The sequence below is a fragment of the Limnobacter litoralis genome, from assembly GCF_030160455.1.
GTDB classification, from domain to species: Bacteria; Pseudomonadota; Gammaproteobacteria; order Burkholderiales; family Burkholderiaceae_B; genus Limnobacter; species Limnobacter litoralis.
This window is the reverse complement of the sequence record NZ_BSOJ01000002.1, coordinates 1-25645: the sequence shown is the minus strand read 5'-3', so window position 1 is coordinate 25645 and position 25645 is coordinate 1. Positions and strand designations below refer to the sequence as shown.

The 25645-nt window shown below is 54.8% G+C and carries 27 protein-coding genes and 1 tRNA gene; 11 read left to right on the top strand and 17 right to left on the bottom strand.

What is annotated here, in order from left to right; genetic code table 11:
* Nucleotides 1–884: 884 nt before the first annotated feature.
* Genes QQJ87_RS00665 through QQJ87_RS00655 form a run of 3 tightly spaced genes read right to left on the bottom strand, consistent with a single transcriptional unit; the run spans nt 885 to nt 7638 of the window.
* Nucleotides 885–1808: a transglutaminase family protein gene (locus tag QQJ87_RS00665; RefSeq protein ID WP_284279341.1), complete on the bottom strand. Its 924-nt coding sequence runs from the start codon at nt 1806–1808 to the stop codon at nt 885–887.
* Complete coding sequence (locus QQJ87_RS00660; protein ID WP_284279340.1) at nt 1808–4372, bottom strand: circularly permuted type 2 ATP-grasp protein; 2565 nt, start codon at nt 4370–4372, stop codon at nt 1808–1810. The genes QQJ87_RS00665 and QQJ87_RS00660 overlap by 1 nt, the downstream gene beginning before the upstream one ends.
* A gap of 5 nt (nt 4373–4377) precedes the next feature.
* Nucleotides 4378–7638 carry a transglutaminase family protein gene (locus QQJ87_RS00655; RefSeq protein ID WP_284279339.1) on the bottom strand — a complete coding sequence of 1087 codons (3261 nt, stop codon included), beginning with the start codon at nt 7636–7638 and terminating at the stop codon, nt 4378–4380.
* Between the two features lie 59 nt (nt 7639–7697).
* Between QQJ87_RS00655 and QQJ87_RS00650 the strand changes: the two genes are divergently transcribed.
* Nucleotides 7698–8243, top strand: coding sequence for a pyridoxamine 5'-phosphate oxidase family protein (locus tag QQJ87_RS00650; protein WP_284279338.1), 546 nt, complete (start codon nt 7698–7700; stop codon nt 8241–8243).
* A gap of 20 nt (nt 8244–8263) precedes the next feature.
* On the opposite strand, the gene iscX is transcribed toward QQJ87_RS00650, so the two are convergent.
* From iscX to QQJ87_RS00605, 9 genes are all read right to left on the bottom strand, one after another.
* On the bottom strand, nt 8264–8458 hold the full coding sequence (iscX, locus tag QQJ87_RS00645) for a Fe-S cluster assembly protein IscX (RefSeq protein WP_284279337.1): 195 nt from the start codon (nt 8456–8458) through the stop codon (nt 8264–8266).
* 16 nt (nt 8459–8474) lie between these two features.
* The gene (gene fdx / locus QQJ87_RS00640; protein WP_284279336.1) at nt 8475–8813 is read right to left on the bottom strand and encodes an ISC system 2Fe-2S type ferredoxin; all 339 of its coding nucleotides are present in this window, start codon (nt 8811–8813) and stop codon (nt 8475–8477) included.
* A 9-nt stretch (nt 8814–8822) separates the two neighbouring features.
* Entirely contained in the window at nt 8823–10700 is a 1878-nt protein-coding gene (gene hscA, locus QQJ87_RS00635) for a Fe-S protein assembly chaperone HscA (protein WP_284279334.1), read from the bottom strand.
* Entirely contained in the window at nt 10700–11224 is a 525-nt protein-coding gene (gene hscB / locus QQJ87_RS00630) for a Fe-S protein assembly co-chaperone HscB (protein ID WP_284279333.1), read from the bottom strand. The genes hscA and hscB overlap by 1 nt, the downstream gene beginning before the upstream one ends.
* Before the next feature lie 21 nt (nt 11225–11245).
* Nucleotides 11246–11569, bottom strand: a complete 324-nt coding sequence (gene iscA / locus QQJ87_RS00625) for an iron-sulfur cluster assembly protein IscA (protein ID WP_284279332.1) — start codon at nt 11567–11569, stop codon at nt 11246–11248.
* 33 nt (nt 11570–11602) lie between these two features.
* On the bottom strand, nt 11603–11986 hold the full coding sequence (iscU, locus tag QQJ87_RS00620; protein WP_284279331.1) for a Fe-S cluster assembly scaffold IscU: 384 nt from the start codon (nt 11984–11986) through the stop codon (nt 11603–11605).
* Between the two features lie 18 nt (nt 11987–12004).
* Complete coding sequence (locus QQJ87_RS00615) at nt 12005–13216, bottom strand: IscS subfamily cysteine desulfurase (protein ID WP_284279330.1); 1212 nt, start codon at nt 13214–13216, stop codon at nt 12005–12007.
* Nucleotides 13217–13232: 16 nt separating this feature from the next.
* Nucleotides 13233–13685, bottom strand: a complete 453-nt coding sequence (gene iscR, locus QQJ87_RS00610) for a Fe-S cluster assembly transcriptional regulator IscR (RefSeq protein ID WP_284279328.1) — start codon at nt 13683–13685, stop codon at nt 13233–13235.
* A gap of 673 nt (nt 13686–14358) precedes the next feature.
* Nucleotides 14359–15432 (bottom strand): lipase family protein, encoded by a 1074-nt coding sequence (locus QQJ87_RS00605; protein WP_284279327.1) that lies wholly within the window; start codon nt 15430–15432, stop codon nt 14359–14361.
* Between the two features lie 51 nt (nt 15433–15483).
* On the opposite strand from QQJ87_RS00605, the gene QQJ87_RS00600 reads away from it, so the two are divergent.
* Nucleotides 15484–16701 (top strand): IS256 family transposase, encoded by a 1218-nt coding sequence (locus QQJ87_RS00600; protein ID WP_284279326.1) that lies wholly within the window; start codon nt 15484–15486, stop codon nt 16699–16701.
* Nucleotides 16702–16727: 26 nt separating this feature from the next.
* Here QQJ87_RS00600 and QQJ87_RS00595 read toward each other — a convergent pair whose 3' ends face one another.
* From QQJ87_RS00595 to uvrB, 4 genes are all read right to left on the bottom strand, one after another.
* Complete coding sequence (locus QQJ87_RS00595) at nt 16728–16886, bottom strand: hypothetical protein (protein WP_284279325.1); 159 nt, start codon at nt 16884–16886, stop codon at nt 16728–16730.
* On the bottom strand, nt 16879–17391 hold the full coding sequence (locus tag QQJ87_RS00590) for a DUF6795 domain-containing protein (protein ID WP_284279324.1): 513 nt from the start codon (nt 17389–17391) through the stop codon (nt 16879–16881). Before QQJ87_RS00590 ends, QQJ87_RS00595 begins: the two co-directional genes overlap by 8 nt.
* 279 nt (nt 17392–17670) lie before the next feature.
* Nucleotides 17671–18162: a low molecular weight protein-tyrosine-phosphatase gene (locus tag QQJ87_RS00585; protein ID WP_284279323.1), complete on the bottom strand. Its 492-nt coding sequence runs from the start codon at nt 18160–18162 to the stop codon at nt 17671–17673.
* A 62-nt stretch (nt 18163–18224) separates the two neighbouring features.
* Nucleotides 18225–20288 carry an excinuclease ABC subunit UvrB gene (gene uvrB, locus QQJ87_RS00580; RefSeq protein ID WP_284279322.1) on the bottom strand — a complete coding sequence of 688 codons (2064 nt, stop codon included), beginning with the start codon at nt 20286–20288 and terminating at the stop codon, nt 18225–18227.
* 193 nt (nt 20289–20481) lie between these two features.
* On the opposite strand from uvrB, the gene QQJ87_RS00575 reads away from it, so the two are divergent.
* Entirely contained in the window at nt 20482–21669 is a 1188-nt protein-coding gene (locus QQJ87_RS00575; RefSeq protein ID WP_284279320.1) for a pyridoxal phosphate-dependent aminotransferase, read from the top strand.
* Between the two features lie 99 nt (nt 21670–21768).
* Nucleotides 21769–21844 (top strand) — tRNA-Asn (locus QQJ87_RS00570).
* A 108-nt stretch (nt 21845–21952) separates the two neighbouring features.
* On the opposite strand, the gene QQJ87_RS00565 is transcribed toward QQJ87_RS00570, so the two are convergent.
* The gene (locus QQJ87_RS00565) at nt 21953–22195 is read right to left on the bottom strand and encodes a hypothetical protein (protein ID WP_284279319.1); all 243 of its coding nucleotides are present in this window, start codon (nt 22193–22195) and stop codon (nt 21953–21955) included.
* A gap of 202 nt (nt 22196–22397) precedes the next feature.
* Here QQJ87_RS00565 and QQJ87_RS00560 point away from each other — a divergent pair, with 202 nt between their 5' ends.
* The 7 genes from QQJ87_RS00560 to QQJ87_RS00530 all read left to right on the top strand — a co-directional run bounded on the left by QQJ87_RS00560 (nt 22398) and on the right by QQJ87_RS00530 (nt 25562).
* Complete coding sequence (locus QQJ87_RS00560) at nt 22398–22691, top strand: type II toxin-antitoxin system Phd/YefM family antitoxin (RefSeq protein WP_284279318.1); 294 nt, start codon at nt 22398–22400, stop codon at nt 22689–22691.
* On the top strand, nt 22688–23068 hold the full coding sequence (locus tag QQJ87_RS00555) for a type II toxin-antitoxin system RelE/ParE family toxin (protein WP_284279317.1): 381 nt from the start codon (nt 22688–22690) through the stop codon (nt 23066–23068). The genes QQJ87_RS00560 and QQJ87_RS00555 overlap by 4 nt, the downstream gene beginning before the upstream one ends.
* Nucleotides 23069–23162: 94 nt before the next feature.
* Nucleotides 23163–23975: an esterase/lipase family protein gene (locus QQJ87_RS00550; RefSeq protein WP_284279316.1), complete on the top strand. Its 813-nt coding sequence runs from the start codon at nt 23163–23165 to the stop codon at nt 23973–23975.
* Nucleotides 23953–24135: a hypothetical protein gene (locus QQJ87_RS00545; RefSeq protein ID WP_284279315.1), complete on the top strand. Its 183-nt coding sequence runs from the start codon at nt 23953–23955 to the stop codon at nt 24133–24135. Before QQJ87_RS00550 ends, QQJ87_RS00545 begins: the two co-directional genes overlap by 23 nt.
* 86 nt (nt 24136–24221) lie before the next feature.
* On the top strand, nt 24222–24404 hold the full coding sequence (locus QQJ87_RS00540; RefSeq protein ID WP_348534567.1) for a PAAR domain-containing protein: 183 nt from the start codon (nt 24222–24224) through the stop codon (nt 24402–24404).
* A gap of 28 nt (nt 24405–24432) precedes the next feature.
* Nucleotides 24433–25104: a M35 family metallo-endopeptidase gene (locus QQJ87_RS00535; protein ID WP_348534566.1), complete on the top strand. Its 672-nt coding sequence runs from the start codon at nt 24433–24435 to the stop codon at nt 25102–25104.
* A gap of 8 nt (nt 25105–25112) precedes the next feature.
* Entirely contained in the window at nt 25113–25562 is a 450-nt protein-coding gene (locus tag QQJ87_RS00530) for a hypothetical protein (RefSeq protein WP_284279314.1), read from the top strand.
* Nucleotides 25563–25645 lie beyond the last annotated feature (83 nt).

Sequence of the window (25645 nt, the reverse complement as noted above, 5' to 3'; positions counted from 1 at the left end):
GTCGCCTGAAGAAACCGGTCACGCAACTCGCTCCTGTGGGGCTCAAACAAGCGTGAACCGGGGCCACTGGCGTGGCCATTCTTCAGCCTGACCGTCAAGCCTTCAGGGTGCTGTTCGCACTGAGCAGATGGACATTGAATGCATCATGTGGCGGCAGACCAGCAGAACGGCGGATCAATTCCCCCGCGGTGACAGTCAGGGCAATCTGCACAAACGTGCCGAGCAGGCTTATTCAAACACGATCCGCAGCTTTCATCACATTCAAAGCCCACCTGCGCACCGCGAACGGCACCCTGTGGTAAAGGTTGCCGGTCGCCCGAAGAAACCGGTCACGCAACTCGCCCTTGAGGGGCTCAAACAAGCGTGCACCGGCGCCACTGGCGTGGCCATTCTTCAGCCCGACCGTCAAACCTTCGGGGTGCTTGAAGTTCGCACTGAGCAGATGCGCTTCGAATGCATCATGTGGCGGCAGACCAGCAGACCAGCAGACCAGCAGACCAGCAGAACGGCAGAACGGCGGATCAATTCCCCCGCAGTGACGGTCAGGGCAATCTGCACAAACGTGCCGAGCAGGCGCGAAAAGGGGGCGAGCCCGACTTCTTTTTTGGAGGGTCGGCCCCAGCGATCGCGAGGCTCAGTTTGTGAGAAACAGATTGCCCGTCACGAGTGGGAGTTGGTCTGCCGTTCGTTAGCAGACTGCTTGTCACGAGTGGGAGTTGGTCTGCCGTTCGTTAGCAGACTGCTTGTCACAAGGGGGAGTTGGTCTGCCGTTCGTTAGCAGACTGCTTGTCACAAGGGGGAGTTGGTCTGCCATTCGTTAGCAGACTGCCTGTCACGAGGGGGAGTTGGTCTGCCGTTCTGCTCGCACAAGGCATGCTGTTCTGTCAGAAAACCGTCACCGCCACACTGAGCTTCGCCGTACCACCCCCATGCACCACTCCCCGAATCGGCGGCACATCGGCGTAGTCCCGCCCAACAGCCACGGTCACATATCGCGTGTCGGGCAATTGGTTGTTGGTGGGGTCAAAGTCGACCCAGCCAATTTCAGCGCCGCACCACAACGACACCCAAGCGTGACTGGCGTCTGCACCCATTAACTTGGGTTGGCCGGGTGGCGGGTCGGTCAGCATGTAACCGCTGACGTATCGCGCGCTAAGTCCAATGGCCCGCAGCACGCCCAACATGACATGGGCGAAGTCTTGGCAAACGCCTTTGCGGGTGTCCATCACGGTCAGAATGGGGGTGTCAATCGATGTTGAACCGCTTTCGTAGGTGAATTCACGGTGAATGCGCTGCATCAGCGCATAAGCCGCCTGCACCACTGGCCTGTCGGGCCAGAAGTCGAGCATGCTGTAGTCTCGCAGGGCGTTCAGGATGGGCACGTGGCGCGATTCAAAGCGGAACTGGCTTTCCAGCGCCGCAGCTTGCCCGGCCAGGTAATTCATGCTTTGAGACAAGGCAAACCAGGACGGTGAGGCAAGGTCGTCCAAAGGCCCGTTGTACAGCATGGGTGACACTTCAACTTGACTGCGCGACATGACGGACAGGCTGTCGTGCGGGTAGTTCATTTCAAAGTGATGCACCACATTGCCAAAGCTGTCACAACTGGTTTGCACCATTGACGGGTTGGGCTGAATCTGCAACTTGTAGTCCAGCAGACGTTGGCCCTTTCGCAGAAGCCCTTGGGCCATTGTCGGCCCCTCCTGCGGCTGCAGGATGCAAATCTGTTGCGAACACTCCGCCGGGCTGTCGTATTCGTATCGGGTCTCGTGGCTGACTTCCCGAATCTGGCTGCTGTCGTGGTTCATCAGCGGCCCTGAATGACCTGGTCAGGCAGTTCTGCCAGCCTGAAATATTGTGCGCCAATCAGATCGGACAGGCTTGCGGACATGTCCAGCAAACCTTGAAGCCAGCTTCTCAAGGCCTTGCTGGTCTCGACGGGAAACGGTGGTTGAAGACCTTCCAGAGAGAGTCCGTTGGGCAGTCGGCCATTGCCGTAAACGTTTTCAAACAACTTTCTTGCCGGGGCGGAGTCGCCCGGCAGTCTGTCCAGAACGATGTCAATCTTGTACAGAATGCGTTTCACGGAGTAGGGTGCGTCCTCGTCAAAAATCAGCAGATCCAGCGCCGGCAGCCATTCAAAACGGTGCTGGTATCTGGATCGGTAAGTGATGGTGCTGTCTGCCAGCGCGATGCTGAGGGCCAGCCCTGGTTCGTTGGCGCGCCCGGGCACTGCAGTCATGCTCAACAGGCATTCACAGGCGCCCACCAGCCGCTCGATTTGTCGGCCAAGCTGCAGAAAGCGCCAACCATGGTCGCGCGTCATGTGGTCAGACTGCTCGCCATGCATGGCCATCAGGTACAACTGCAGTTGCTCCAGCGTTTCAACCGGAAAGGTCTTGGTGTTTGCCGGGTTCAGGGTCATGTTCAACAGCTTGGCAGAGTCTGTCAGCAAACGCCAGTGTCCGCTGGACAAGCGGTCTCGCAATTGACCCGCCACAATCGCCAGCGAGTTCAACTGAGAGGCCAGCCCTTTTGCGGGTTCTGCGTCTGGCCCGTTTTCATACCAAAGGCGCTCCAACAGGTCGGCTTCAAGCATGTCCTGGCTCAGTGGGCTTGTCAGGTCGTATTCTTCCGACAAGCCCTGCTTGCTACACATCTCATGCAAGAAAGACAGGGTGGTTGTGTCCAGGTAATCTTCGTCATTCAACAGGTTGCGCGCCTGTTGCAACAAGCGCAGCGAAAAGCTGGCGCGTTCTGTGTAGCGGCCCAGCCAGAACAGGTGTTCTGCCGCGCGGCTTGACACTGGGCGTCTCAGCGCATGCAGGTCTTTGGCTTGCAGGTTGCCCCGCAAGTTGGTCGTCCGGTCTACAGCCTCCGGGCTTCTCACCCAGGTGTCAAGGCTGCTGCCGCCTTTCTGCATGGACACCACGCCGTGCACGCCCCCGGCCACCCGGGTCAGTCCGCCCGGCATGACGGTGTAATTGCCTTGTCCGTCGGTCACCGCGAACAGGCGCAGCATCATGGCGCGTTCCTGCAGGCCGTTGCCAGTCCAAATGGGCACGCGCGACAAGGGAATCAACTCTTGCAGCGTGTATTTCGAGGGCTTGTGGCTGATGCGGGACAGCCACTTGCGTTTGGTCGCCTCATCCAGCTCAGACCCCATCAGCGTTTCCATGACCCGGCCCTGACGATCCGGCCCTGTGGACTTGATCACCAAGTGCTCCAGCCGTTCGCTGGCCTGCGCCCAAGCGGGGCTTTCACCACACCACCAGCTGGGCACGCTGGGCAGTATCAGGTCTTCGCCGGTGAAGTGTTCTGCCAAACCCGGTAAAAAGCCGTGCAGTGCCGGGCTTTCCAGCCAGCCGCCCCCGGGCATGTTGGCCAACACCACGCCACCGTTTCGCAGGGCTTGCAGCAAACCGGGCACACCCAAGTGCGAGTCTTCACGCAGTTCAAGGGGATCCAGCCACTGGTCGTCGGTGCGGCGGATCAGGCAGTCCACCTGCTCAAGCCCGTTGACGGTCTTGAGGTAGAGCATGTTTTGGCGGCAGACCAGGTCTGACGCTTCCACCAGCGAAATACCCAGGTATTTGGCCAGATAGGTGTGCTCGAAGTAGGTTTCGTTGTGCGGGCCGGGTGTCAGCAGTGCGATGCGTGTGTTCTCGCCTTTGGGCGACAACTGCTGCAAAGACGAGATGTAGGTTTTGTAAAACCGCGCCAGGTGCTGCACCTGCATTTCACGAAAGGCCCGTGTGAAGCTGCGTGAAATACTCAGGCGGTTCTCAAGGGCATAACCCAGGCCCGAGGGGGCTTGAATGCGGTTGCTGATGACCCACCAGCGCCCATCCGGGCCACGGCCAAGGTCAAATGCAACGAGGTGAAGCCACACATTGCCTGCGGGCTTTGTGCCGTGCATCTGGCTTAAAAACCCGGGGTGACCAAACAACAGGTCGGCGGGCAGCAAGCCCTTGGCCAGCATGGTTTTTTCGCCATAGGCGTCTTCCATCAACTGGTTCAGCAGGCGCGCGCGCTGTGCAATGCCTGCCGACAACACGGACCATTCGGTGTCATTGATGATGAAGGGCAGCAGATCGAGTGACCACGGGCGCGCGGCACCCTGTTCCTGATCGGCGTACACATTGTAGGTAATGCCATTGTCGCGAATCTGCTTGGCCAGTGCTGCCGTTTTGGCGTGCAGGGTTTCTGCACTGCCAGTGCGTGGCAAATGGCTGAAAAAATCCAGCCAGTCGGGCCGCAGTTCCAGCCCGTTGCTCAGCTCACTGTAATAGGCATTGGTGCCCTGAATAATGGCCTGTTGCCACAGCACACCCTGATCCTGCTTTGCCTCGGGTTGCGGATTCGCACTCAAATTGTTTACACCCACCTTAAATCAAGCGTCATCGGAAACTCGTCGCGGGTTTTGGCGGGTGCAAAATCAAATTGCCCCTGCTTGTGGCCCATGCGGAAAAACCGCGCCAAACGGCGGCTTTCAGCTTCGAATGCATTGACCGGAAATATATCGTAATTTCGGCCGCCGGGGTGTGCAACATGGTAGGTACATCCACCTAGACTGCGTCGGTTCCAGGTGTCGTAAATGTCGAAATGCAAAGGGGAATCCACTTCAATGGTGGGGTGCAGCGCACTGGGTGGCTGCCAGGCCCGGTAGCGCACACCCGCCACAAATTCACCCTCACGCCCGGTGTGATGCAGCGGAACCGCAACACCGTTGCAGGTCAGCACATAGCGTTCGCTGACGTAATTGCGCAACTTCACTTCCAGCCGCTCTACTGACGAGTCAACGTAACGCACGGTGCCACCTGCGGTGCCTTCTTCGCCCAGCACATGCCAGGGCTCCAGTGCCGCGTGCAGGTCGAGTTCTATGCCATTGATTGCGTAGTCGCCCAGCTTCGGAAAGCGGAAGGCAAAATGCGGCGCAAGCCATTCCATGTCGAACGCAATGCCAGACGCATTCAGGTCATCCACCACTTCTTCAAGGTCATTGGCTACAAAGCTGGACAGCATGAATTGATCGTGAAGCCGGTTGCCCCATTTGACCAGTTTGGCTTTGTAGGGGGTTTGCCAGAATTTGGCCACCAGTGCACGCAACAGCAATTGCTGCGTCAAACTCATTCGGGCGTTGGGCGGCATCTCGAATGCGCGCAATTCCAGCAGCCCCAGTCGGCCTGTGGTCGAGTCCGGGTTGTACAGTTTGTCGATGCAAAATTCACTGCGGTGGGTGTTGCCGGTCACATCCACCAGGATGTTGCGCAGCACGCGATCCACCATCCACAGGGGCACATGGCCCTTGTGTTTTGCAATTTGCCGGTCCAGTTCGCTCAAAGCCAGCTCAAGCTCATGCACTTGGTCGCTGCGGGCTTCGTCCACACGCGGGGCCTGGCTGGTGGGTCCAATAAACAGGCCTGAAAACAGATAGGACAAACCGGGGTGGTTGTGCCAGTACCTCAGCAAGCTGGCCAACAAATCGGGCCGGCGCAAAAACGGGCTGTCCGCCGGGGTTGCACCACCCAGCACAAAATGGTTGCCGCCACCCGTTCCACTGTGGCGCCCGTCCAGCATGAATTTCTCGGTGGACAACCGGGTCAGCCTTGCTTCTTCGTACAGGGTTTCAGTCAGTTCCAGCAATTCCCCCCAGTTGTTGCAAGGCTGAATGTTCACTTCCAGCACGCCAGGGTCGGGCGTGATTTGCAACAGGTTGACCCGGGTGTCACGGGGCGGTGGGTAGCCTTCCAGAATCACGGGTTGCCCCAATTCTGCTGCGGTCCGTTCCACGGCGCTGACGAGTTCAAAGTAAGCGTCGATGGTGGTCAAAGGGGGCATGAAGACGTACAGGTGCCCATTGCGAACCTGCACACACAGTGCAGTTCGAACCAGGTTTACCGGCTTGGGTGCAGGGTCAACCGCCTGGCTTGTGCGTGGGCCTTGTGCGACCACAATGGGGCTTTGCATCACCGGTGAAAGGGGGTCTACCTGATGCTCAACCTCTGCCTGCCGGGGGTCTAGCCAAGGCAGCGAGGCCAAGGGCAGCCGGTAACCCATGGGTGAGTCACCCGGAATCAGATACAGGCGTTTGTCACGCAAGGGCCAGTGGCTGGTCTTCCAGCCAATGTCGGAGTAGGCCAGTGGCAGGCAGTGGCCCACGGTTTTGTCCAGTCCGTCCGTGAACACCTTGCGCAAGCGGGCCCGTTCAATGGGGTCGGCCAGTTTGCTGTCAAAAGGGTCCACATTGACGGGCAGGTTTCTTTCTTTCAGCAGGTAGTGCCAAGCGTCTTCATAGCCGGGTTGAATGGTCAGCGTGGTCACCCCCAGTTCAACAGCCAAGTGTTCAATGAATCGCTGGCCCTGGGCAAAGCCGATCTCACGGGGGCTGCGTTCGTCGTCCAGCAAGTCTGCGCTGTGCCAGACGGGTTTGCCGTCTTTGCGCCACACCATTGTCAGTGCCCAGCGTGGCAATTGTTCGCCGGGGTACCACTTGCCCTGTCCAAAATGAAACAGCCCACCTGCACCGTAGTGCCGGGCCAGCCGTTGAAGCAGGCTGACGCCGAAGGCGCGCTTGGTGGGGCCCAATGCATCGGTGTTCCATTCAGCCCCGCCCCGGTCGCCATCGGCCACGAAGGTGGGCTCGCCACCCATGGTCAGGCGAATGTCATGGCTTTGAAGGATCTTGTCCACCTCAAAGCCCAATTGAGCGATTCGCTGCCACTGCGTGTCTGTGTAAGGTTTGCTGGTTCGGGGCGATTCATACACCCTGGTCACCTGCATGTCATGTTCGAAGCTCACCTCGCACTCATCCAGCGCGCCGGTGATGGGTGCTGCGCTGCCAGGCTCGGGGCTGCAGGCCAGTGGAATGTGTCCTTCACCGGCCAGCAGGCCGGAGGTGGGGTCTAGTCCTATCCAGCCAGCACCGGGCAGATACACTTCGCACCAAGCGTGCAAGTCCGTGAAGTCGGCTTCAGGGCCGCTGGGGCCGTCAATGGCCTTCACATCGCTGGTCAGCTGGATCAGGTAGCCCGACACAAACCGCGCAGCCAGGCCAATTTCCCGAAGCACTTGCACCATCAGCCAGGCGCTGTCGCGGCAGGAGCCGGAGGCGTTGGTCAGTGTTTCATCGGGGGTTTGCACCCCCGGTTCCATACGGATCAAATAACGGATGTCATTGAATATTCGCTGGTTCAGCCCCACCAGAAAATCAATGGTGCGTGTCTTCTCAAGCGATATGCCTTTGACGTATTTCTCAAAGGCCTTGCCCGTTTTGCATCGCTTGAAATAGGGCGCCAATTCCTGGTCCAGCGACTGGTCGTACTTGAACGGAAATTCTTCAGCGCTTTCTTCCAGAAAGAAGTCGAAAGGGTTCAATACCGACATTTCAGCCACCAACTCCACCGCGATTTCAAGGGAGGTGGTTCGCTCGGGAAACACCAGGCGAGCCAAGTGGTTGCTTTGCGGGTCTTGCTGCCAATTGACGAAATGCCCGGCGGGCAACACCTGCATGCTGTAACTCAAAATTCGCGTGCGACAATGCGGTGCAGGGCGCAGACGCACCACTTGGGGGCCCAGGTTGATCAGTCTGTCGTAGTGGTAACGCGTAATGTGGCGTAAGGCAACATGAATAGACACTTTTTTATCCCGGAAAATAGGTACATCGTTGAAAAACGGGCTTTTGAAGGGAGCAAAGCATGAATCATGCCGTTGAAATCTGGCAGACACTGCTGCGCGCCACCGTGGACAAAAAGCATCCCTGGCGTGTGGTCAGCTTTTGCACAGCCAGCGCCGAAGGGCCCGCTGCGCGTTCAGTCATTCTGCGCGGCGCCGATGTTGAACACAAGCGGCTTGTTTTTTACACCGACTCACGCAGTCAGAAAATGAGCCACCTTCAGCATACACAGGCTGTTGCGCTGCTGTTCTGGAACCCCAGAAGCAATGAGCAATTGCGGCTGACTGGCAAAGCGTATCCCCTGACCGATGACACCATTGTGAACGCGCACTGGCAGCGCATACCTGACTATGCAAGAAAGGATTACGCAACCTTGAGCGCGCCGGGTGCAGCCACTGGCGCAGGGGTGGTGCACGACTTCAGCCTGGCCCGCCAGCACTTCACCGTGCTGGAGTTTCAGGCTGAACACATGGATTGGCTAAAGCTGGACAGGGAAGGGCACCAGCGTGTGGGCTTTGCCTTGAATAGGCAAACGGGCACATGGGATGAAACGGCCCTGGTGCCCTGAGGGTGTTTGAGCCACAGGGCTCAGTTCATTTCGTCGATCCATGCCATTTGAATGGCTTCCAGAATTTTTTCGCTGGATTTGTTGGGTTCGTCATCAAAGCCGGGCAAGGCCATTACCCAGGCGTGAAGGTCTGTAAACCGGATGTAGCGGGGGTCTACGTCGGCGTGGGTTTCTGACAATTCAATCGCAATGTCCAGCGTGTCGGTCCATTTCATCGCAGTGGCTCCTGGCTCAGTGGTTTTCGCGGGCGTGGTTGATGGTGTACTTCGGCAGTTCGATGGTCAGGTTTTTGTCGGCCACCTTCACCTGGCAAGACAGTCGCGATTGCGGCGTCAAACCCCAAGCCATGTCCAGCAGATCATCCTCGTCGTCGTCGCTTTCGTTCAGGCTTGAAAAACCTTCCTTCACGACCACGTGGCAGGTTGTGCAGGCGCAGCTCATTTCGCAGGCGTGCTCAATTTCGATGTGGTTGTCCAGCAGTGCCTTGCACAGCTGTGCACCTGCGGCTACTTCAAATTCTTTGCCTTGCGGGCAAAGCTGTTCATGGGGCAATACTTTAATAATTGGCATGATGCTGTCTCATTTGGATCCGAAGGTGGTGCTGATGCCGTCGATGGTCTTTCCGGTCAGCGCCTTCTTGATGCCCGCGTCCATTCGGCGGGCGGCAAAATTTTCTGTCAGGTGGCTCAGTTTTTCAATGCCAGCCTCGATGTCACGAAGTTGTTCCGTTTGGGCCAGTTGCTTCAGCAGGCGGGTTTCACTTTCAATGTCAGCGAGCTCCTGCTCGTCTAGCAGCGCTTTGTCGTGCGCCAGCGCACTTTCAATGGATTCAACGAGTCGCATGGCCTCCACCTGATGTTCGCGCAACTGGCGGGCATGCATGTCAGCCTCGGCGTTGGCGAAACTGCTTTTCAGCATGTCGGCGATTTGATCGTCGCTGAGGCCATAAGAGGGCTTGACCTCGATGTGCGCAGACACGCCCGATGTCGTTTCCATGGCGGTGACTTCCAGCAGGCCATCGGCGTCCACCTGAAAGGTGACGCGAATACGCGCTGCACCCGCCACCATGGGCGGAATGCCACGCAATTCAAAGCGGGCCAGTGAGCGGTTTTCACTGACGAGTTCACGCTCGCCCTGCACCACATGAATGGCCATGGCGGTTTGCCCGTCTTTGAAGGTCGTGAATTCTTGAGCACGCGCAATCGGAATGGTGGAGTTGCGGTTGATGACGCGTTCAGTCAGGCCACCCATGGTTTCAAGGCCAAGTGACAGGGGGATCACGTCCAGCAGCAACAATTCTTCGTCGTTGCGATTGCCCGCCAACTTGTCGGCTTGAATGCTGGCGCCAATGGCCACCACTTCATCCGGGTTCAGGTTGATCAGCGGGTCTTTGCCAAAAAATTCGGCAACCGCTTTGCGTACAATCGGCATGCGGGTTGAACCCCCCACCATCACCACACCGTCGATGTCGTCGATACTCAACTCAGCATCGCGCAGGGTTTTGCGCGTGGCTGTCATGGCCTTTTTGACCAAGTGCGCCGTAATTTCGCGGAATTGCTCAGCTGTTACTGTTTCAGCGATGGTCATGCCCTTTTCGAATTCAACACTCAAAAAGGCAGTGTGTTCGCTTGAGATTTGCTCTTTCACGCGCCTGCAGGCCATCACCAAGCGGCCGCGCTGCTGGTGATTCAGGTCGTTCAGCTTGTGAGTGGTGATGAAGTGGTCGGCCAATGCACGGTCGAAGTCGTCGCCGCCCAGGGCAGAGTCGCCGCCTGTGGCCAGTACCTCGAACACACCGCCTGTAAGCCGCAGCACTGACACGTCAAAGGTGCCACCACCCAGATCAAACACCACAAAGCGGCCCTGCGCCTTTTGGTCCAGCCCGTAGGCCAGTGCCGCAGCGGTGGGTTCGTTGATCAAGCGCAATACGTTAAGCCCGGCCAGTTGCGCGGCGTCTTTGGTGGCTTGCCGCTGGGCGTCGTCAAAGTAAGCCGGCACGGTAATGACCGCGCCCACCAGGTCGCCACCCAAGGTGGCTTCGGCCCGCTTTTTCAGGCTGCGCAAAATATCGGCAGACACTTCAACCGGGCTTTTCGCGCCAAAGTCGGTCTGTATGCCCACCATGCCCTGGCCGTCGGTCAAGCGATAAGGCAACTTTAGACCGACCACATCGGCGTAGCCACGGCCCATCAAGCGCTTGGCCGAAAATATGGTGTTAAACGGGTCTTGATCTGCGCAAGCCAGAGCGTCTTCGCCCAGGTTGCGAACGCCCTGTTCACCGTAACGCACCACAGAGGGCAAAATCACGCGGCCACGTTCGTCGGGCAAACATTCAGCGCTGCCTGATCGCACGCTGGCCACCAATGAGTGAGTGGTGCCAAGGTCGATGCCCACGGCGAGTCGGTGCTCGTGGGGGGCGGTTGACAGGCCAGGTTCGGCAATTTGTAGCAGTGCCATTAGCTGGCGTCCTCCAGAATTTCGATTCGCTTGTTCAGTTCAAGCAAGAATTTGTCAATAAACAGCAAGGCTTGGGCGGTCTGAGTGGCGGCTTTTGCATCGCGGTCTTGGTCGATCCGCGCGGCCATCTCAGTGAGCTTGGCTTGCTTTTCTGCACGTACCTGCGCCAGCAGTTGGTCCAGATCGGCGACGCCCCTAGCGTCTTCCAGTGCCTCACGCCATTCCATTTGCTGCATCAGCAAATCGGCGGGCAGATTGCTTTGACGTCCGCGGGGGTCTTCACCTTGAAGTTCGCACCAATAAATGGCACGTTCAACCGGGTTGGATAGGCGCTTGTACGCCTCGTTGATGCGGGTTGTCCATTGCACCGCCAGGCGCTTTTCTTGTGCGCTGGCGTTGGCAAAGCGGTCGGGGTGGGTTTGGTTCTGAAGATTCAGGTAGGCATTGCCCAACGCGGCTGAGTCAATCTCAAACTGGCAGGGCAAACCGAAAATTTCAAAATCACTGTCATTCAATGAAGCCATATCAACCCGGGGGAATTTTCCTCAAACGGTAAAACTTTCCCCGCAGCCACAACGCGCCTTTTCGTTCGGATTGTTGAACTTGAAGCCCTCGTTCAGCCCTTCGCGGGCGAAGTCGAGTTCAATGCCTTCCAGGTACGGCATGCTTTTGGGGTCCACAATCACTTTCACACCGTTGCTTTCAAACACGGTGTCACCTTCAGTCAGCGCGTCTACAAATTCCAGCTTGTAGGCCATGCCCGAGCAGCCCGTGGTGCGTACACCCACGCGCAAACCGAGGCCTTTGCCCCGCTTTTGCAGAAACTTGTTGATGTGTTCGGCTGCTTTTTCGGTCACTAAGACTGCCATGATTGCCAATTCCTTTTACAAATACAACACAGGTCAGGAAGCGTGCTTCTTGCGGTAGTCTTCCACGGCCGCCTTGATGGCGTCTTCGGCCAAAATGGAGCAGTGAATCTTGACTGGGGGCAAGGCCAGTTCTTCCGCAATGGCTGTGTTCTTGATTTCGAGTGCCTGGTCCAGGGTTTTGCCCTTGACCCATTCAGTCACCAGTGAAGACGAGGCGATGGCTGAACCACAGCCGTACGTTTTGAACTTCGCGTCGGTGATTTTGCCGTCTTCACCCACCTTGATTTGAAGCTTCATGACGTCGCCACACGCAGGAGCGCCGACCATGCCGGTGCCCACTTCGTTGTCGCCTTTGTCAAATGAACCCACGTTGCGGGGGTTTTCGTAGTGATCGAGAACTTTGTCGCTGTATGCCATGATCTTTTACTCCTTGAATTAGTGTTCTGCCCACTGCACGGTGCTGAGGTCCACGCCGTCCAAGTGCATTTCCCAGAGGGGTGACAACTCGCGCAACTTGGCCACTTTGGCCTTCAGCAGGTTGATGGTGAAATCGATGTCTTCTTCGGTGGTGAAACGGCCCACTGAGAAACGGATGGAACTGTGTGCCAATTCGTCGCTGCGGCCCAGTGCGCGCAGTACGTAGGACGGCTCGAGAGAAGCGGAAGTACAGGCTGAGCCGGATGAAACCGCAATGTCTTTGATCGCCATGATCAAAGATTCGCCTTCCACAAAGTTGAAGCTCACGTTCAGGTTGTGGGGCACGCGGCGCTCCAGGTCGCCGTTGACGTAAATTTCGTCGATTTGGCGCAGGCCGTTCAGCAAACGGTCGCGCAGTGCGCGCATGCGTGGCAGCTCAGCGGCCATTTCTTCTTTGGCCAGACGGAACGCCTCGCCCATGCCCACGATTTGGTGGGTGGCCAGAGTGCCTGAGCGCATGCCGCGCTCGTGACCGCCACCGTGCATTTGCGCGTCAATGCGAACACGGGGCTTGCGGCGTACATACAGCGCGCCGATGCCTTTGGGGCCGTAGGTTTTGTGGGCAGAGAAACTCATCAGGTCGACCTTCAGCTTTTGCAGGTCGATTTCGATTTTGCCGGTGGCCTGCGCTGCGTCCACGTGGAAGATGATGCCTTTCTCGCGGCACAGCTCACCGATGGCCTCGATGTCTTGAATCACGCCGATTTCATTGTTGACCGCCATGATGGAGACCAACACGGTGTCGGGGCGAATGGCCGCTTTCAGCGCATCCAGCGTGATCAGGCCGTTTTCCTGAACGTCCATGTAAGTGGCTTCAAAGCCGTGGCGCTCTAGCTCGCGGAAGGTGTCAAGCACCGCTTTGTGCTCGGTTTTCAGCGTGATGATGTGCTTGCCCTTGGTTTCGCCGTAAAACATGGCGGCACCCTTGATGGCCAGGTTGTTGGATTCGGTCGCGCCGGAGGTCCAGACGATTTCACGCGGGTCGGCGTTGACCAGCGCAGCCACGTGGCCGCGGGCAGTTTCAACGGCGTCTTCCGCTTCCCAACCATAGGCGTGGCTGCGTGACGCGGGGTTGCCGAAGCTTTCACGCAGGTAAGGGATCATGGCGTCCACAACACGTGGGTCTACAGGGGTTGTCGCGCTGTAATCAAGATAAATCGGCATCTTCATCGTGTTCTGTACTCCATTAGACTGCTGTTGTTTTCATTAACTGAATCGGTTGTTCAACATGCTTGCGGTTGTTTTGTTCAACCAGTGCATGCAGGGTGACCGACCCCAGGTATTCAAGCATCTTGCGGTTCAGGCTGGACCACAGGTCGTGCGTCATGCACTGGCCCTCGTCGGTGCAGTTTTCCTTGCCACCGCATTGCGTGGCGTCCAGCGGTTCATCGACCGCCAGAATGACGTCGGCCACGCTGACCTCGTTCAGATTCTTGACGATTTGATAACCACCACCAGGGCCGCGCACACTGTCAACCAGCTCGTGTTTGCGCAATTTCGCGAACAGTTGTTCGAGGTAGCTGAGAGAAATGTTTTGCCGTTGGCTAATGCCCGCAAGCGCAACCGGGCCTTTGCTTTGTTGCATGGCCAGATCGATCATGGCGGTCACAGCAAATCTGCCTTTGGTGGTTAAACGCATGTGGGTTCCTAATAACCTACTATTTCAGTCAAGTTTAACAAAGTTGAGTGTTTTGATCAACTTTTTGCGGTGCAGCAATGGTTGGAAGTGTGCGGGTTTGAGGGTAAACACTGGGGGGGCTGTGGCTGGGTTGGCTGTTGCGGGTTTGCATGCTGAGTCGGCTGTTGCTGCGTCGGCTATTGCAGGTGTGTATGTCACTTGCGCTTGGTTTGCCCCAAAAGCGCTGATCAGAACCCTGGCTTTGGAAGCCCGAGCGACAACTCGTGGCTTTGCAAGCCACTCAAACATGTCGCAGGTCGGGCATGTTCCAAAGCTGCGGGCTCTGAACAGCCGGGCAACCCTGAATCGCGCTGCGTGACACACCCACCTACAAAGCCTCGGTCTGATCCGAGCGCACTGCCCAGTCTGTCGAAGCCCGATTCAAGAATCGCCCCGCTTATGTTGACTCGCAGCCTTGGAACTTGCCCGACCTGCGACTTGTCTGAGCCCCGGCTTTACCGGGGCGAGTTGTCGCTCGGGCTTCCAAGGCCAGAGGCAATTCAAAGTGAATCGGGCAATTCAAGGGCAAGACAGACTGGGCTTTGCGCCATAGGCCAGCCAGACTGGGCCAGTTTTCTAGGCGAAACAGATCAGGCTTTGCATCTTAGTTGCGCGCAGAGCAACCAGCATGCTGTTATTGCAACCGCTTGATTGCCAAGGATGCCATGCCCAGCATGCTGGAATACATCAGATTAAATGCCCAACGCAGCAAGGCAACAGTCATACCCGTAACGTTGCCCGCTTTTCTGCCCAAAAATTGCATAACGGCTGCGTACATGCTGTAGACCTCTTTGGCGTGATCAATGCAAGCTGTGGCGGCACGAACGAGCATTTCTGCCAGTTGATCCAGCGTCGTGAATGCACCCGTTGAGAAATGATTGACGCACATCAGGTTCTGGGCCCCGATTTTTTGAAGTAGTTTGTTGATCGCCAGATTGATGCTTCTCAAGAGGGTTGCGCTGAAGTGCATCACTGGCATCGACAGCATTTTGTCAACACCAATGCCGAAATTGTTACCGGGGAAAAGCGTTTGTTCGAGCAATTTGATCTGGCCATCGCTTTCAGCCTTAAGCTGCGCCCAGCTTTTACCGCTGAGCGATTGATAACCAACGCCAAGCAAATGATTGGCAGGGTTCACGATCAGCGTGCCGCCGTTCAGCAGGTAGGTGCCGCGCTGGTAGGGTGCATGGATGAATGGATAACAGGACACCATGGTGACCGGGTCTGATGCGTTGGCGATTCGGTAAGTGTGTGCGGAATTGAATTTTTTGCTGACGTGTTCTGCATAAGGCAGAGTGCCCACCCTGGGGGCTGCCAGAGTGTACATGTAGGCGTTGTAACCCAGTTCAGCGCAAGCGGCGGCGTTCAGGTTGGCCAGGGCACCACCCAGGCTGTGCCCGACACAATGAATGGCAGATGGTTTAAAGCCAAGGGTTTGAGGCTTCAAAAATGCGTCGATTTGCTGAACGTAGCTTTTGAACGTGCTGTTGAAACCTTTGTGGATTCGCTGACCGGTTGGGCCCTGAACAAGTAGGGCATTGAGGTCGGTGCCGATGTCGGAAGCCCTACCGGGGTCTGTGCCACGGCTTGCAATCAGAATTTCCCGGGAACGAGCGCCTTTCAGTCTGGCAATGAAACCGAAGCCACTTTGAACATCGCTGAACATGCCAGCGGTGCCGAGGCTGTAAATAAATTTGTGTAAGTGCATTCGGCCAATTAACCTCTTTTGAGGAAATGACCGATGATGAGTACACACACAATGGATCGTAGCAAATTACAAGCCTTGGCCAGCGAGCTGGCCAAGGACATCAAGACTGAAGCAGACTTGAACGCGTTGTCCCGGGAACTGCTGAAACTGACCGTAGAAACAGCGCTGGGTGCCGAATTGACGGATCACCTGGGCTACGACAAACACGCCGACAGCAAACCCGCCAAGGGCAACAGCCGAAATGGCAGCACGCCCAAACGTTTGAAGAGCCAGCACGGCGAAGTTCAAATCGACACCCCGCGTGACCGCGATGGATCGTTCGAGCCACAGCTTTTGAAGAAACACCAAAGCCGCCTGACGCAGATGGATGATCAAATCCTGACGCTGTATGCCAAGGGCTTGAGCACCCGTGAAATCGTTGCTGCATTCAAGGAAATGTACGATGCCGATGTGTCGGCAGCGCTCATTTCCAAAGTCACCGACAGTGTGATTGACCGAATCACCGAATGGCAATCCAGACCCCTTGATCCCATTTATCCGATTGTGTATCTGGACTGCATTGTCATCAAGATTCGCGAGAACATGCGGGTGATCAACAAATCGATTTACCTGGCTCTAGGCGTGAATATGGACGGCCACAAGGATTTGCTGGGCCTGTGGATGAGTGAGAACGAAGGGGCCAAGTTCTGGTTGTCCGTGCTCACTGAGCTGAAGGCCCGTGGGGTGCAAGACATTCTGATTGCCTGTGTCGATGGTTTGAAGGGCTTTCCAGACGCCATCGCGGTGGAGTTTCCCCAAACCCGTGTTCAGCTTTGCATTGTGCACATGGTTCGCAACAGCCTGCGCTATGTGTCGTGGAAGGATTACAAAGCGGTCACAGCGGCCCTGAAGACGATTTACCAATCGCCCACTGAGGATCAAGCCTTGAGCAATCTGGAGCAATTCGGCAGAGCATGGGACTCGCAGTATCCACAGATCAGCAAATCGTGGACGGCGCATTGGGCCAACCTGCGCACTATCTTTGAATACCCACCCGAGATTCGCAAGGCCATCTACACCACCAACGCCGTGGAGTCCTTGAACAGCGTCATTCGTGCCGCCACCAAACGACGAAAGGTATTTCCCACGGATGACTCGGCCAGAAAGGTGGTGTATCTTGCCATCGAGCAAGCCAGTCGAAAGTGGACCATGCCGATACAAAACTGGAAAATGGCACTGAACAGATTTGTTCTGGAATTCGGCGAACGAGTTACCGTTCACCACCCTTGATTCCGAATGAACTTACACAGAATTTTTTACAGGCTCGCGGTGCCGTTAAGCCGAACCAGCGATTGAGTGTCGATTTGAGCTTCATGTTTAAGTAAGTATCGCTCTAGCTCTATCTGGCTGAATTCGGCTGCTTTATATGCTGATTTGGCGAAGCCTAAAGCAAGGCTCGGTGAAAGTTCACTCATTGTTTTTCCTTTCATTGGTGGAGCAGCGAACAATTCGCGCTTCTCCCGCAGATTCCGCATTTTTCAGATCACACATCATATTGATGACTTTTTCTGGTTCATTAACTTCACCCCCAAGCTCAAAGTTTTCCTTCGTGAACTCCCAAATTCCGTAGTCTTTGCCTTCATAAGTCAACAGGAATTCCTGATCGACTCTAGGGTAAGGCGACAACAAATCCGGCCTGAAGAAGGTGCGATTGCTGACTTCTGGAAGTTCAAATTTGCCGTTGGAATCGGTTGTTGTGGTGTCCTGGTAACGCCTGCCTTTGAAACCGCCGCTGATCAGGGTTCTGGTGATTTGCAAGCCAGGGAGTGGTTTGCCGTGAAGCTGAATGACGCCGTGCACGGGCGAGCAATACACATTTTTCGAGAACATAAAAGCCTCTGCTTGGTTGGTCAGCAGTAGAAGCGCGCCGATTGCGGCGATCAGTGAAACTGGTTTGAGTAGTCGGTGGATGAATTGCATCGGTCGAGTTGAATCTCCGGACCCGATGCAGTATAGGTTTCTGGCTTTAACCTAGCAAAAGTGGTGTCTGTTCACCCCTCTCGTGGGTGACGCGGCTGCTGAATCTTGCCCCAAGCGCACTGCCCGGTCTGTCGCAGCCCAATTCAAGGGCAAGACAGACCGGGCTTTGCGCTCTAGGCCAGCCAGAATTTGCTTTGCGAGAAAAGGCAAGTCAGCGGCCAAACAAAAACCCCGGTGGCCTGTCTCCAGACCCCGGGGTTCATTGCATACGAGCCGACTTTAAGCTGCCGCGAACTGAAATACGCGCTTGCGCAGCACTTCAAGCAGACCCGTGCAAGAGTCTTCGATGTAGTTCAGCACGGTGTCAAAACCGTCTGGGCCGCCGTAGTAGGGGTCGGGCACAGTGGCTTCGTCGTGCTCGGTGGCGTAGCGCATCATCAGCTGGATTTTGTGCGAGTACTGGCGTGGGCATTGCTGCTGAAGCAGTGACATGTTGTCCCAGTCCATGGCGAGGATGACGTCGCTGTCGCGGAAGTCTTCCGCAGTTACCTGCCTGGAAACGTAGTTGGAAATGTCGTAGCCACGCTTGGCGGCTGCTGCCACTGCGCGGGGGTCGGGGGTTTTGCCCAGGTGATAAGCGTGCGTACCTGCTGAATCCACAGAAATTTCATGGTCTAGATTTGCGTCTGTAACCATCTGCTGGAAAATGCCTTGCGCTGTTGGAGAGCGGCAAATATTTCCCATACACACAAACAAGACTTTGCTTTTCATAATTGGTTCCTATTGCTAAAACCCATCAAATAAAAATCGTGTTGCCGAATGCGCGAAGGCATTCAGGCGGTTTTCTTGGTCTCTATCGGTATGACGTTGCTGCTGCCGTTGCTGCCGAAAACCTGTTCCTTCAGGCGGCCCAGTTGGTCTCTAAGTTGGGCCGCTTTCTCAAATTCCAAGTTCTTGGCGTGCTCAAGCATGGCTTTTTCAAGTCGCTTGATCTCTTTGGCCAGTTGTTTTTCGTTGGCGGGCAGTGCCTCTAGCTCGCGGGTTTGGGCTTTTTTCTTCGCAGCGTTTGGATCAAACACGCCGTCAATAAGTTCCCGAACCTGCTTTTTGACGCCGACCGGCGTAATGCCGTTTGCAAGGTTGAAGGCAATTTGCGTGTCGCGGCGACGGCGAGTCTCGCCCATGGCCAGCTCCATGGAGTCGGTGACCCTGTCGGCGTACAGAATGGCCTTGCCGTTCAAATTGCGTGCAGCACGGCCGATGGTTTGTATTAAACTTCGCTCGCTTCGCAAAAAACCTTCCTTGTCTGCGTCTAAAATAGCGACTAAAGATACTTCGGGAATGTCTAAACCTTCCCGCAACAAGTTAATACCAACCAATACATCAAATTCGCCAAGCCGAAGATCACGAATAATCTCGACTCGTTCAACAGTGTCGATGTCAGAGTGTAAGTAACGAACCTTTACACCGTTGTCGCTCAGGTAATCGGTCAGGTCTTCGGCCATGCGCTTGGTCAGCGTGGTTACCAAAACCCTGTCACCAGCGCTTGTGCGCTCGTGTATTTCACTGAGCAGATCGTCCACCTGTGTTGCGGCAGGGCGCACCTCAATGACTGGGTCGATCAACCCGGTTGGGCGCACCAACTGTTCCACCACTTGCCCTGCGTGCGTCTTCTCGTAATTGGACGGTGTGGCAGAGACAAACACTGTCTGACGCATTTTGGACTCGAATTCTTCGAAACGCAAGGGGCGATTGTCCATGGCAGATGGCAGACGAAAGCCGAAGTTAACCAGTGTTTCCTTGCGGGATCGGTCTCCGCGGTACATTCCGCCCAGTTGCCCAATGGTGACGTGGCTTTCATCAATGATCATCAGGCCGTCTTTGGGCAGGTAATCAATCAGCGTGGGCGGTGGTTCGCCCGGTGCTGCGCCCGACATGTGGCGGCTGTAATTCTCAATGCCTTTGCAGAAACCCAGCTCGGCCAGCATTTCAAGGTCGAATCGGGTGCGCTGTTCAAGACGCTGTGCTTCAACCAGTTTGCCGTTTTTCACAAAGAAGTCGAGTTGCTCGCGCAGTTCTTCCTTGATGGTCTCGATGGCGCGCAGCACCGTGGTGCGCGGCGTGACGTAATGGCTGCTGGGGTAGATCGTAAAGCGCGGTATGCGCTGCTGTATTTTGCCGGTCAGTGGGTCAAACAGTTGGATGGAATCAATTTCGTCGTCGAACAGTTCAATTCGGACGGCCAAATCGGAATGTTCGGCCGGGTACACGTCGATGGTGTCGCCACGCACGCGGAAGGTGCCGCGTGAAAAGTCGAGGTCGTTGCGCTTGTATTGCATGGCAATCAGGCGTTTGAGCACGTCGCGCTGGCTGGTTTTGTCGCCGTGGCGCAGCGTGAGAATCATCGCGTGGTAATCAGAGGGGTCGCCAATGCCGTAGATGCAACTAACGGTGCCCACAATAATGGTGTCGCGGCGTTCCAGCAGGCTTTTGGTGGCCGACAGGCGCATTTGCTCAATGTGCTCGTTAATCGAGCTGTCTTTTTCGATGAACAGGTCGCGGCTGGGCACATAGGCCTCGGGCTGGTAATAGTCGTAGTAGCTGACGAAATATTCCACCGCGTTGTTCGGGAAGAATTCGCGCATTTCAGCGTACAACTGCGCAGCCAGCGTTTTGTTGGGCGCCAGCACCAGGGCAGGGCGGCCAGTGCGTGCAATCACGTTGGCCATGGTGTAAGTTTTGCCCGAACCAGTCACCCCCAGCAGCGTTTGAAAGCTGAGGCCGTCGTCGATCCCCTCGACCAGTTTTTCAATGGCCTGAGGTTGATCACCCGCGGGCGGGTAGGGCTGGTACAGCTGGAAGGGGCTGCCCGGAAAAGTCACGAAACCGGATGTCATGTTAGAATGCTGCTTTGTGGCTAGACCTGTCTGTTTTACGGTGCATGGCTGACATGTGATGCGTCAAAAACATGGTGTTGTAGTTGCAGTTTTGCGATGATTGCGACTGGGTGCCAATCGCACATTATCGTTGGAAATCAAAAAGTTTTCCAGACTTGACAAATTCTTTTTTTGAACTAACGCAAACGGAATCATGCTTTCAAATCGCGCACTTACGATCAAACCTTCCCCCACTCTTGCTGTCACTGCCAAGGCAGCCCAACTGAAAGCGGAAGGCAAGGACATCATCGGCCTGGGCGCTGGTGAACCCGACTTCGACACCCCCGACCACATCAAGGAAGCCGCCAAGAAAGCCATTGACGCCGGCTTCACGAAGTACACCGCCGTGGGCGGTACCGTGGGCCTGAAAAATGCGGTCATCGCCAAACTGAAGCGCGACAACAACCTGGAATACAAGGCCAATGAAGTGGTGGTTGGCGTCGGCGGCAAGCAGTGTATTTTCAACATGATTCTGGCCACCATCAACGACGGTGACGAGGTGGTTATTCCTGCCCCTTACTGGGTCAGCTACGCCGACATCGTTGAAATTGCAGGTGGCGTACCCAAGCTGGTGTTTGCCGGTATTGAGCAAGGCTTCAAAATTACCCCAGCCCAGCTGGAAGCGGCCATTACGCCCAAAACCAAAATGTTCATGATCAACAGCCCCAGCAACCCCACTGGTGCCGTGTACACCAAGGAAGAGTTGGCTGCGCTGGGTGAAGTGCTGCTGAAGCACCCCAACATTTTGGTGGCCACCGACGACATATACGAACACATCAACCTGACCGGCGTGCCCTTCGTGAACATCGTGAACGCTTGCCCAGCCCTCAAAGACCGCACAGTGGTGCTGAATGGCGTGTCCAAAGCCTACAGCATGACCGGCTGGCGTATTGGTTTTGCCGCTGGCCCAGCCAAGCTGATCGACGTCATGACCAACCTGCAAAGCCAGTCTACGTCCAACCCCACGTCCATTTCGCAAGTGGCTGCTGAAGCCGCGCTGAGTGGCGATCAGGGGTGCTTGGTGCCCATGGTCAACGCCTTCCGCGAGCGCAACGAGTTTGTGTTCAAAGCCTTGAACGCCGTGCCCACCATTCAGTGTTTGAAGGCCGAAGGCGCTTTCTACGCATTTGTGGATGCACGCAAAGCCATTGAAAAGCTGGCCGCTGCCGGCAAGATCAAGGCGGCCAACGACCTGGAACTGACCGCCTACCTGCTGGAAGCCGGTGTGGCCGTGGTGCCTGGCTCTGCATTCGGCGCTGAAGGTTATTTCCGTATTTCTTTTGCGACCAGCATGGGCAACCTTGAAAAGGCTTGCGAGCGCATCGCCAAAGCGCTGTCTTAAAGCCTTGACGGCCAGCAGCGAGGTTTTTTGTCATTCTTTTGCCCAAATCGGGTGGTAAGGGTTGCACAAAAAAATTTCGCTGCTATAATCTCGGCTCTTTCCCCGATAGCTCAGTCGGTAGAGCGACGGACTGTTAATCCGCAGGTCCCTGGTTCGAGTCCAGGTCGGGGAGCCAAATATTGAAGTTGAATCAAGCCCTTACGGTTTTTAGCCGAAAGGGCTTTTTTCTTTTCTGTGCCTCAAAGTACCTATTTGGTATGGTTGGGGAGGTTGTGAGTATGTTTTAGTGACGGTCACTCATTCGGAAGATATCTTTGACCATGTTGTTGAACATACTGGCTTGAATTGTCCCATCAGCGAAATACTCTGCGGCTTCCACCAGCATCCTGAGTGGAATTAAGCCGCCTACACGCTTTTCAAGTTCAGATCTTAGCTTTTGATCATGCCCGGGTAAAAAATCACCTGCTACAGGCCTACCGCCGCATCCGCAAGCACAATCTTGATTTTTCGTTTTGTCTTTGGTCATTGGGTCTCCTTTCAAGTGGCTAATGGTTCGTCGCTCGCGGTGTTTATTAACAAGGCTGCTCACCTGAGAAAAACAATCATCTTTTTAAATAGTTGCTCTCCTGATCATGGTCGCACCAATTCGGATAAAACTATTGATTGATTCAAAAATACAGGAGTATAGTGTACAAAATTTTGTACGTTTTTAATGTATGGAGGTTCTTATGACGATCTCAGCCAGCGATGTAATTCCCCTGTCCTCCGCCCGTGCCAACTTTTCTGATCTCGCGGAAGAGGTGAAGGGTGGCGCTGAAAAACTGATTACCAAAAACGGTGAAGCGTATATCGCCATCATAGACGCAAAAAGACTCGACTACTATCACCGGCTAGAGCGTGAGCGCATTCACCTCTTGTTGATCGACGAAGCATCCAAGGGGCTGGATGATGTTGTGGCAGGACGCACCAAAGATGCGAAGGCAACATTGAAAGCCATCAAAAAGCGACGCACAGTCGCATGAGAATTAAGCTTACTGCGAACTTCGAGCGAAATCTGGCCGACATTGAACACTTCTTGGCAGAGGCGGAAGCCCCGCAAGCATTTGACACTTTGATTGATGAGTTACTCGATACGGTGCTGCCCAACCTTGAACGGTTCCCTGAACTGGGCGGACCGTTTTTCAACAGGGCCGTCGGTTCTGCGGAAGCTGCCAATGCCAATGCCGAACTGCAAGCCAAGCTGGCTGCCTTGGCCGGTTCCTCATTGAACAGCTTGCGTGAGTATGTGATGAAAAGCCATGTGGTGCTTTACCTCCAAGTTGAAGACACGCTTTACCTGCTTTCGATCAAGCACCAGAAGCAATTGTCATTCGATTTTGAAGGGCATTGGGGGAAGTAAACCGGCACGCAATTTACTGCGTAAAAAGTGCCGATAGGCAAGGCCTTATAACCGACTGTAGAATTGTCATCACAGTTTTTGGCCCCTCGTCGTCATGCATTTCTTCTCAAAACTGACCTTGCGCATGTTCTTGCTATCGCTACCGCTCTGGCTGGCGGGCTGCGCGCATTTTCAAGATCAGTCTTTGGGCCTGCCGGGTTTGGTCAACGTCGATTGCCAATCGGTTGATCGTCCCCCCGTTATTCTGATTCATGGCACCTTTGCCAACACGCGCAGGGCGTTTTCAAGCCTTGCCCCGGTTTTAAAGCGGCAGGGCTATTGTTTGTACGCCATGAATTACGGCAGCCGTGGCATGTTCGGTTTGAACGGCATGGCAGAAATCGACACCTCGGTGGATCAACTCAGTCAATTCACGGACGGCGTGTTGCGTAATACGGGTGCCGGCAAAGTGATTTTGGTGGGTCATTCGCAAGGTGGCCTGATTGCCTTTTTGATGGCCAGAAGGCCCGAGTTTGAGGGCAAAATTGATCGCATTGTGGCGGTGGCGCCTAGCTTGCGGGGTACAACGCGTGTACCTGCCGACTTCAATTCAGAACATTGCCCGGCGTGTGCAGAGCAGGGCGCCAATTCTGAATTCATGGCCCGCGTGCACTCAGAAAAAATGGACTCCGAAGGCGTGAAGGCCTTGATTATTGCCACCAAACAGGATGAAGTGGTGACACCTGTCAGCAGCCAGTTTTTGCAAGAACCTGAGGTAACCAATGTGTTGCTGCAGGACGAGTTTCCGAATGTGCGGGCCTCGCACTCGGGCTTGATGCATGTTCCCGAGGCCGTTGCATTGATTAAAAACTATTTGAGCAGCACCGATGACAAAGCGAAATTCGATGAAGCAGGTCGAAAGCCTTGATCAACTCACCAATCTTGACGAATTAGTGGTCGACAAACGGATTGGAAAAAGGGCCAAAGCCAAGCAGGCCAGACGCAACCGGCATTATGAAAAGCAGTTTTTGCGAAATGCGGTGGTGACCGGGCTCTCTTTTGAACCCTTAGATCTTTCCTCTGATTAATCACATTGGATTAGCCATTGGTCCTCAATTTGGTCCTCGCCAGAGGCTGAATTAAGCTTGCGGATCGTCAATTTTTCGCGATTCGCATGACTTCTCGTCCATTGGTAAACGGCCGCGCTCAAGTGGTCATGGGGGACGCAACCTCTCACGGGGGCAAAGTTATTTCGGGTAGTCCGACAACTTTCTTTGGCCCTTCTAGAATTCCGATTGCACGCGTTGGAGACATGACATCTTGTCCGTTGTCCTCCGCATGTATTTCCAATAGTTGAAGGCGATCCGATTTTCACGGACAACTATATGCGAGTGGCCTTACATGGCCATAAAACAGCTTGTGGGGCAACATTAATTGCAGTGACAGGAAGCTTTGAGCAGGCTTTTAAGGCTGACAATGATAAAGAGGCTTCGACGCAGGAGCCACCTCATGGCTTTTCTGATTCTGAGAAGAAACAAATACATGAAGCGCTCCAGGCTCAAAAGAAATTATTGGAGGCTAAGCTTTCCGAGTTGAAACGATGGTCTGAAAGTGATCAAAAGAAGTTTATTTTGGCCTTCGGTGATGACAGCGAATTGAGCAGATTAAAGATTAAAAGGCGCTTAGACAGAATGTTGACGCTGAACTCAAAGACAGGGGTTGGGCAATTTAAAAAAGCCAACAACAAAGATACGCCAGATATCGATCCGAGTAGCTTGTACGCGTATGTTCATCCAGACGATGTTAAGAAACATTCAATTTATTTGGGCGATGCATTCTGGCGAGCACCATTGCAAGGCGAAGATTCAAAGGCTGGCACACTGACTCACGAGATGTCTCATTTTGAGGATATTGGCGACACAGCAGACTATTTTACAAGTTACAAACAAGGCACTTCCATTTACGGAATGGAAGCCAGCCACGCACTAGCGAAGGCAAAACCAGAACTAGCTATGAAGCATGCCGATAGCTTTGAATATTGGGTGGAAGATCAATGAAGAGGTTCTTGAGACTTGCACTTTTTTTCATTAGTTTGTTAATTGTTACTACTGGCTATTCTATGAACACTCAATTCTTCCAACTCAAAATTACTGTTTCCAAAGATTTGAATGGGCACGTATTGATTGACACTCAATACCAAAACATATCTTCAAGGTCGCTGTACCTTGCAAAATCGGCGCCTCGTTTCGAGGTGTTTGATCAAAATGGTGAAGAGGTAAAGTACGTTGGCGTGATGGTGAAACGTGGGCCTTTAACGCTAGACGATTACGAGATCATTCAGCCTGGGCAAACTATTGAGAGACATTTAGACATTACAAGTCTTTACCGATTCAAAAACCACCCTAGTGGTCAGTTTGTATTGCAATTGCCAGGCGGTTATTACGATCCTCTGACAGACCAGTCGTTTGAAGGTCCACCTGTAAAGAAGGCGTTTAACCTAGACACAGCAGATTGACAGCGTCTAGTCTCTAGGGAAGCACTGAAGAATTCACGATTTGTAGTTCTTCGGCGCGTACATTTCGGTTGATCTGTTCTTCT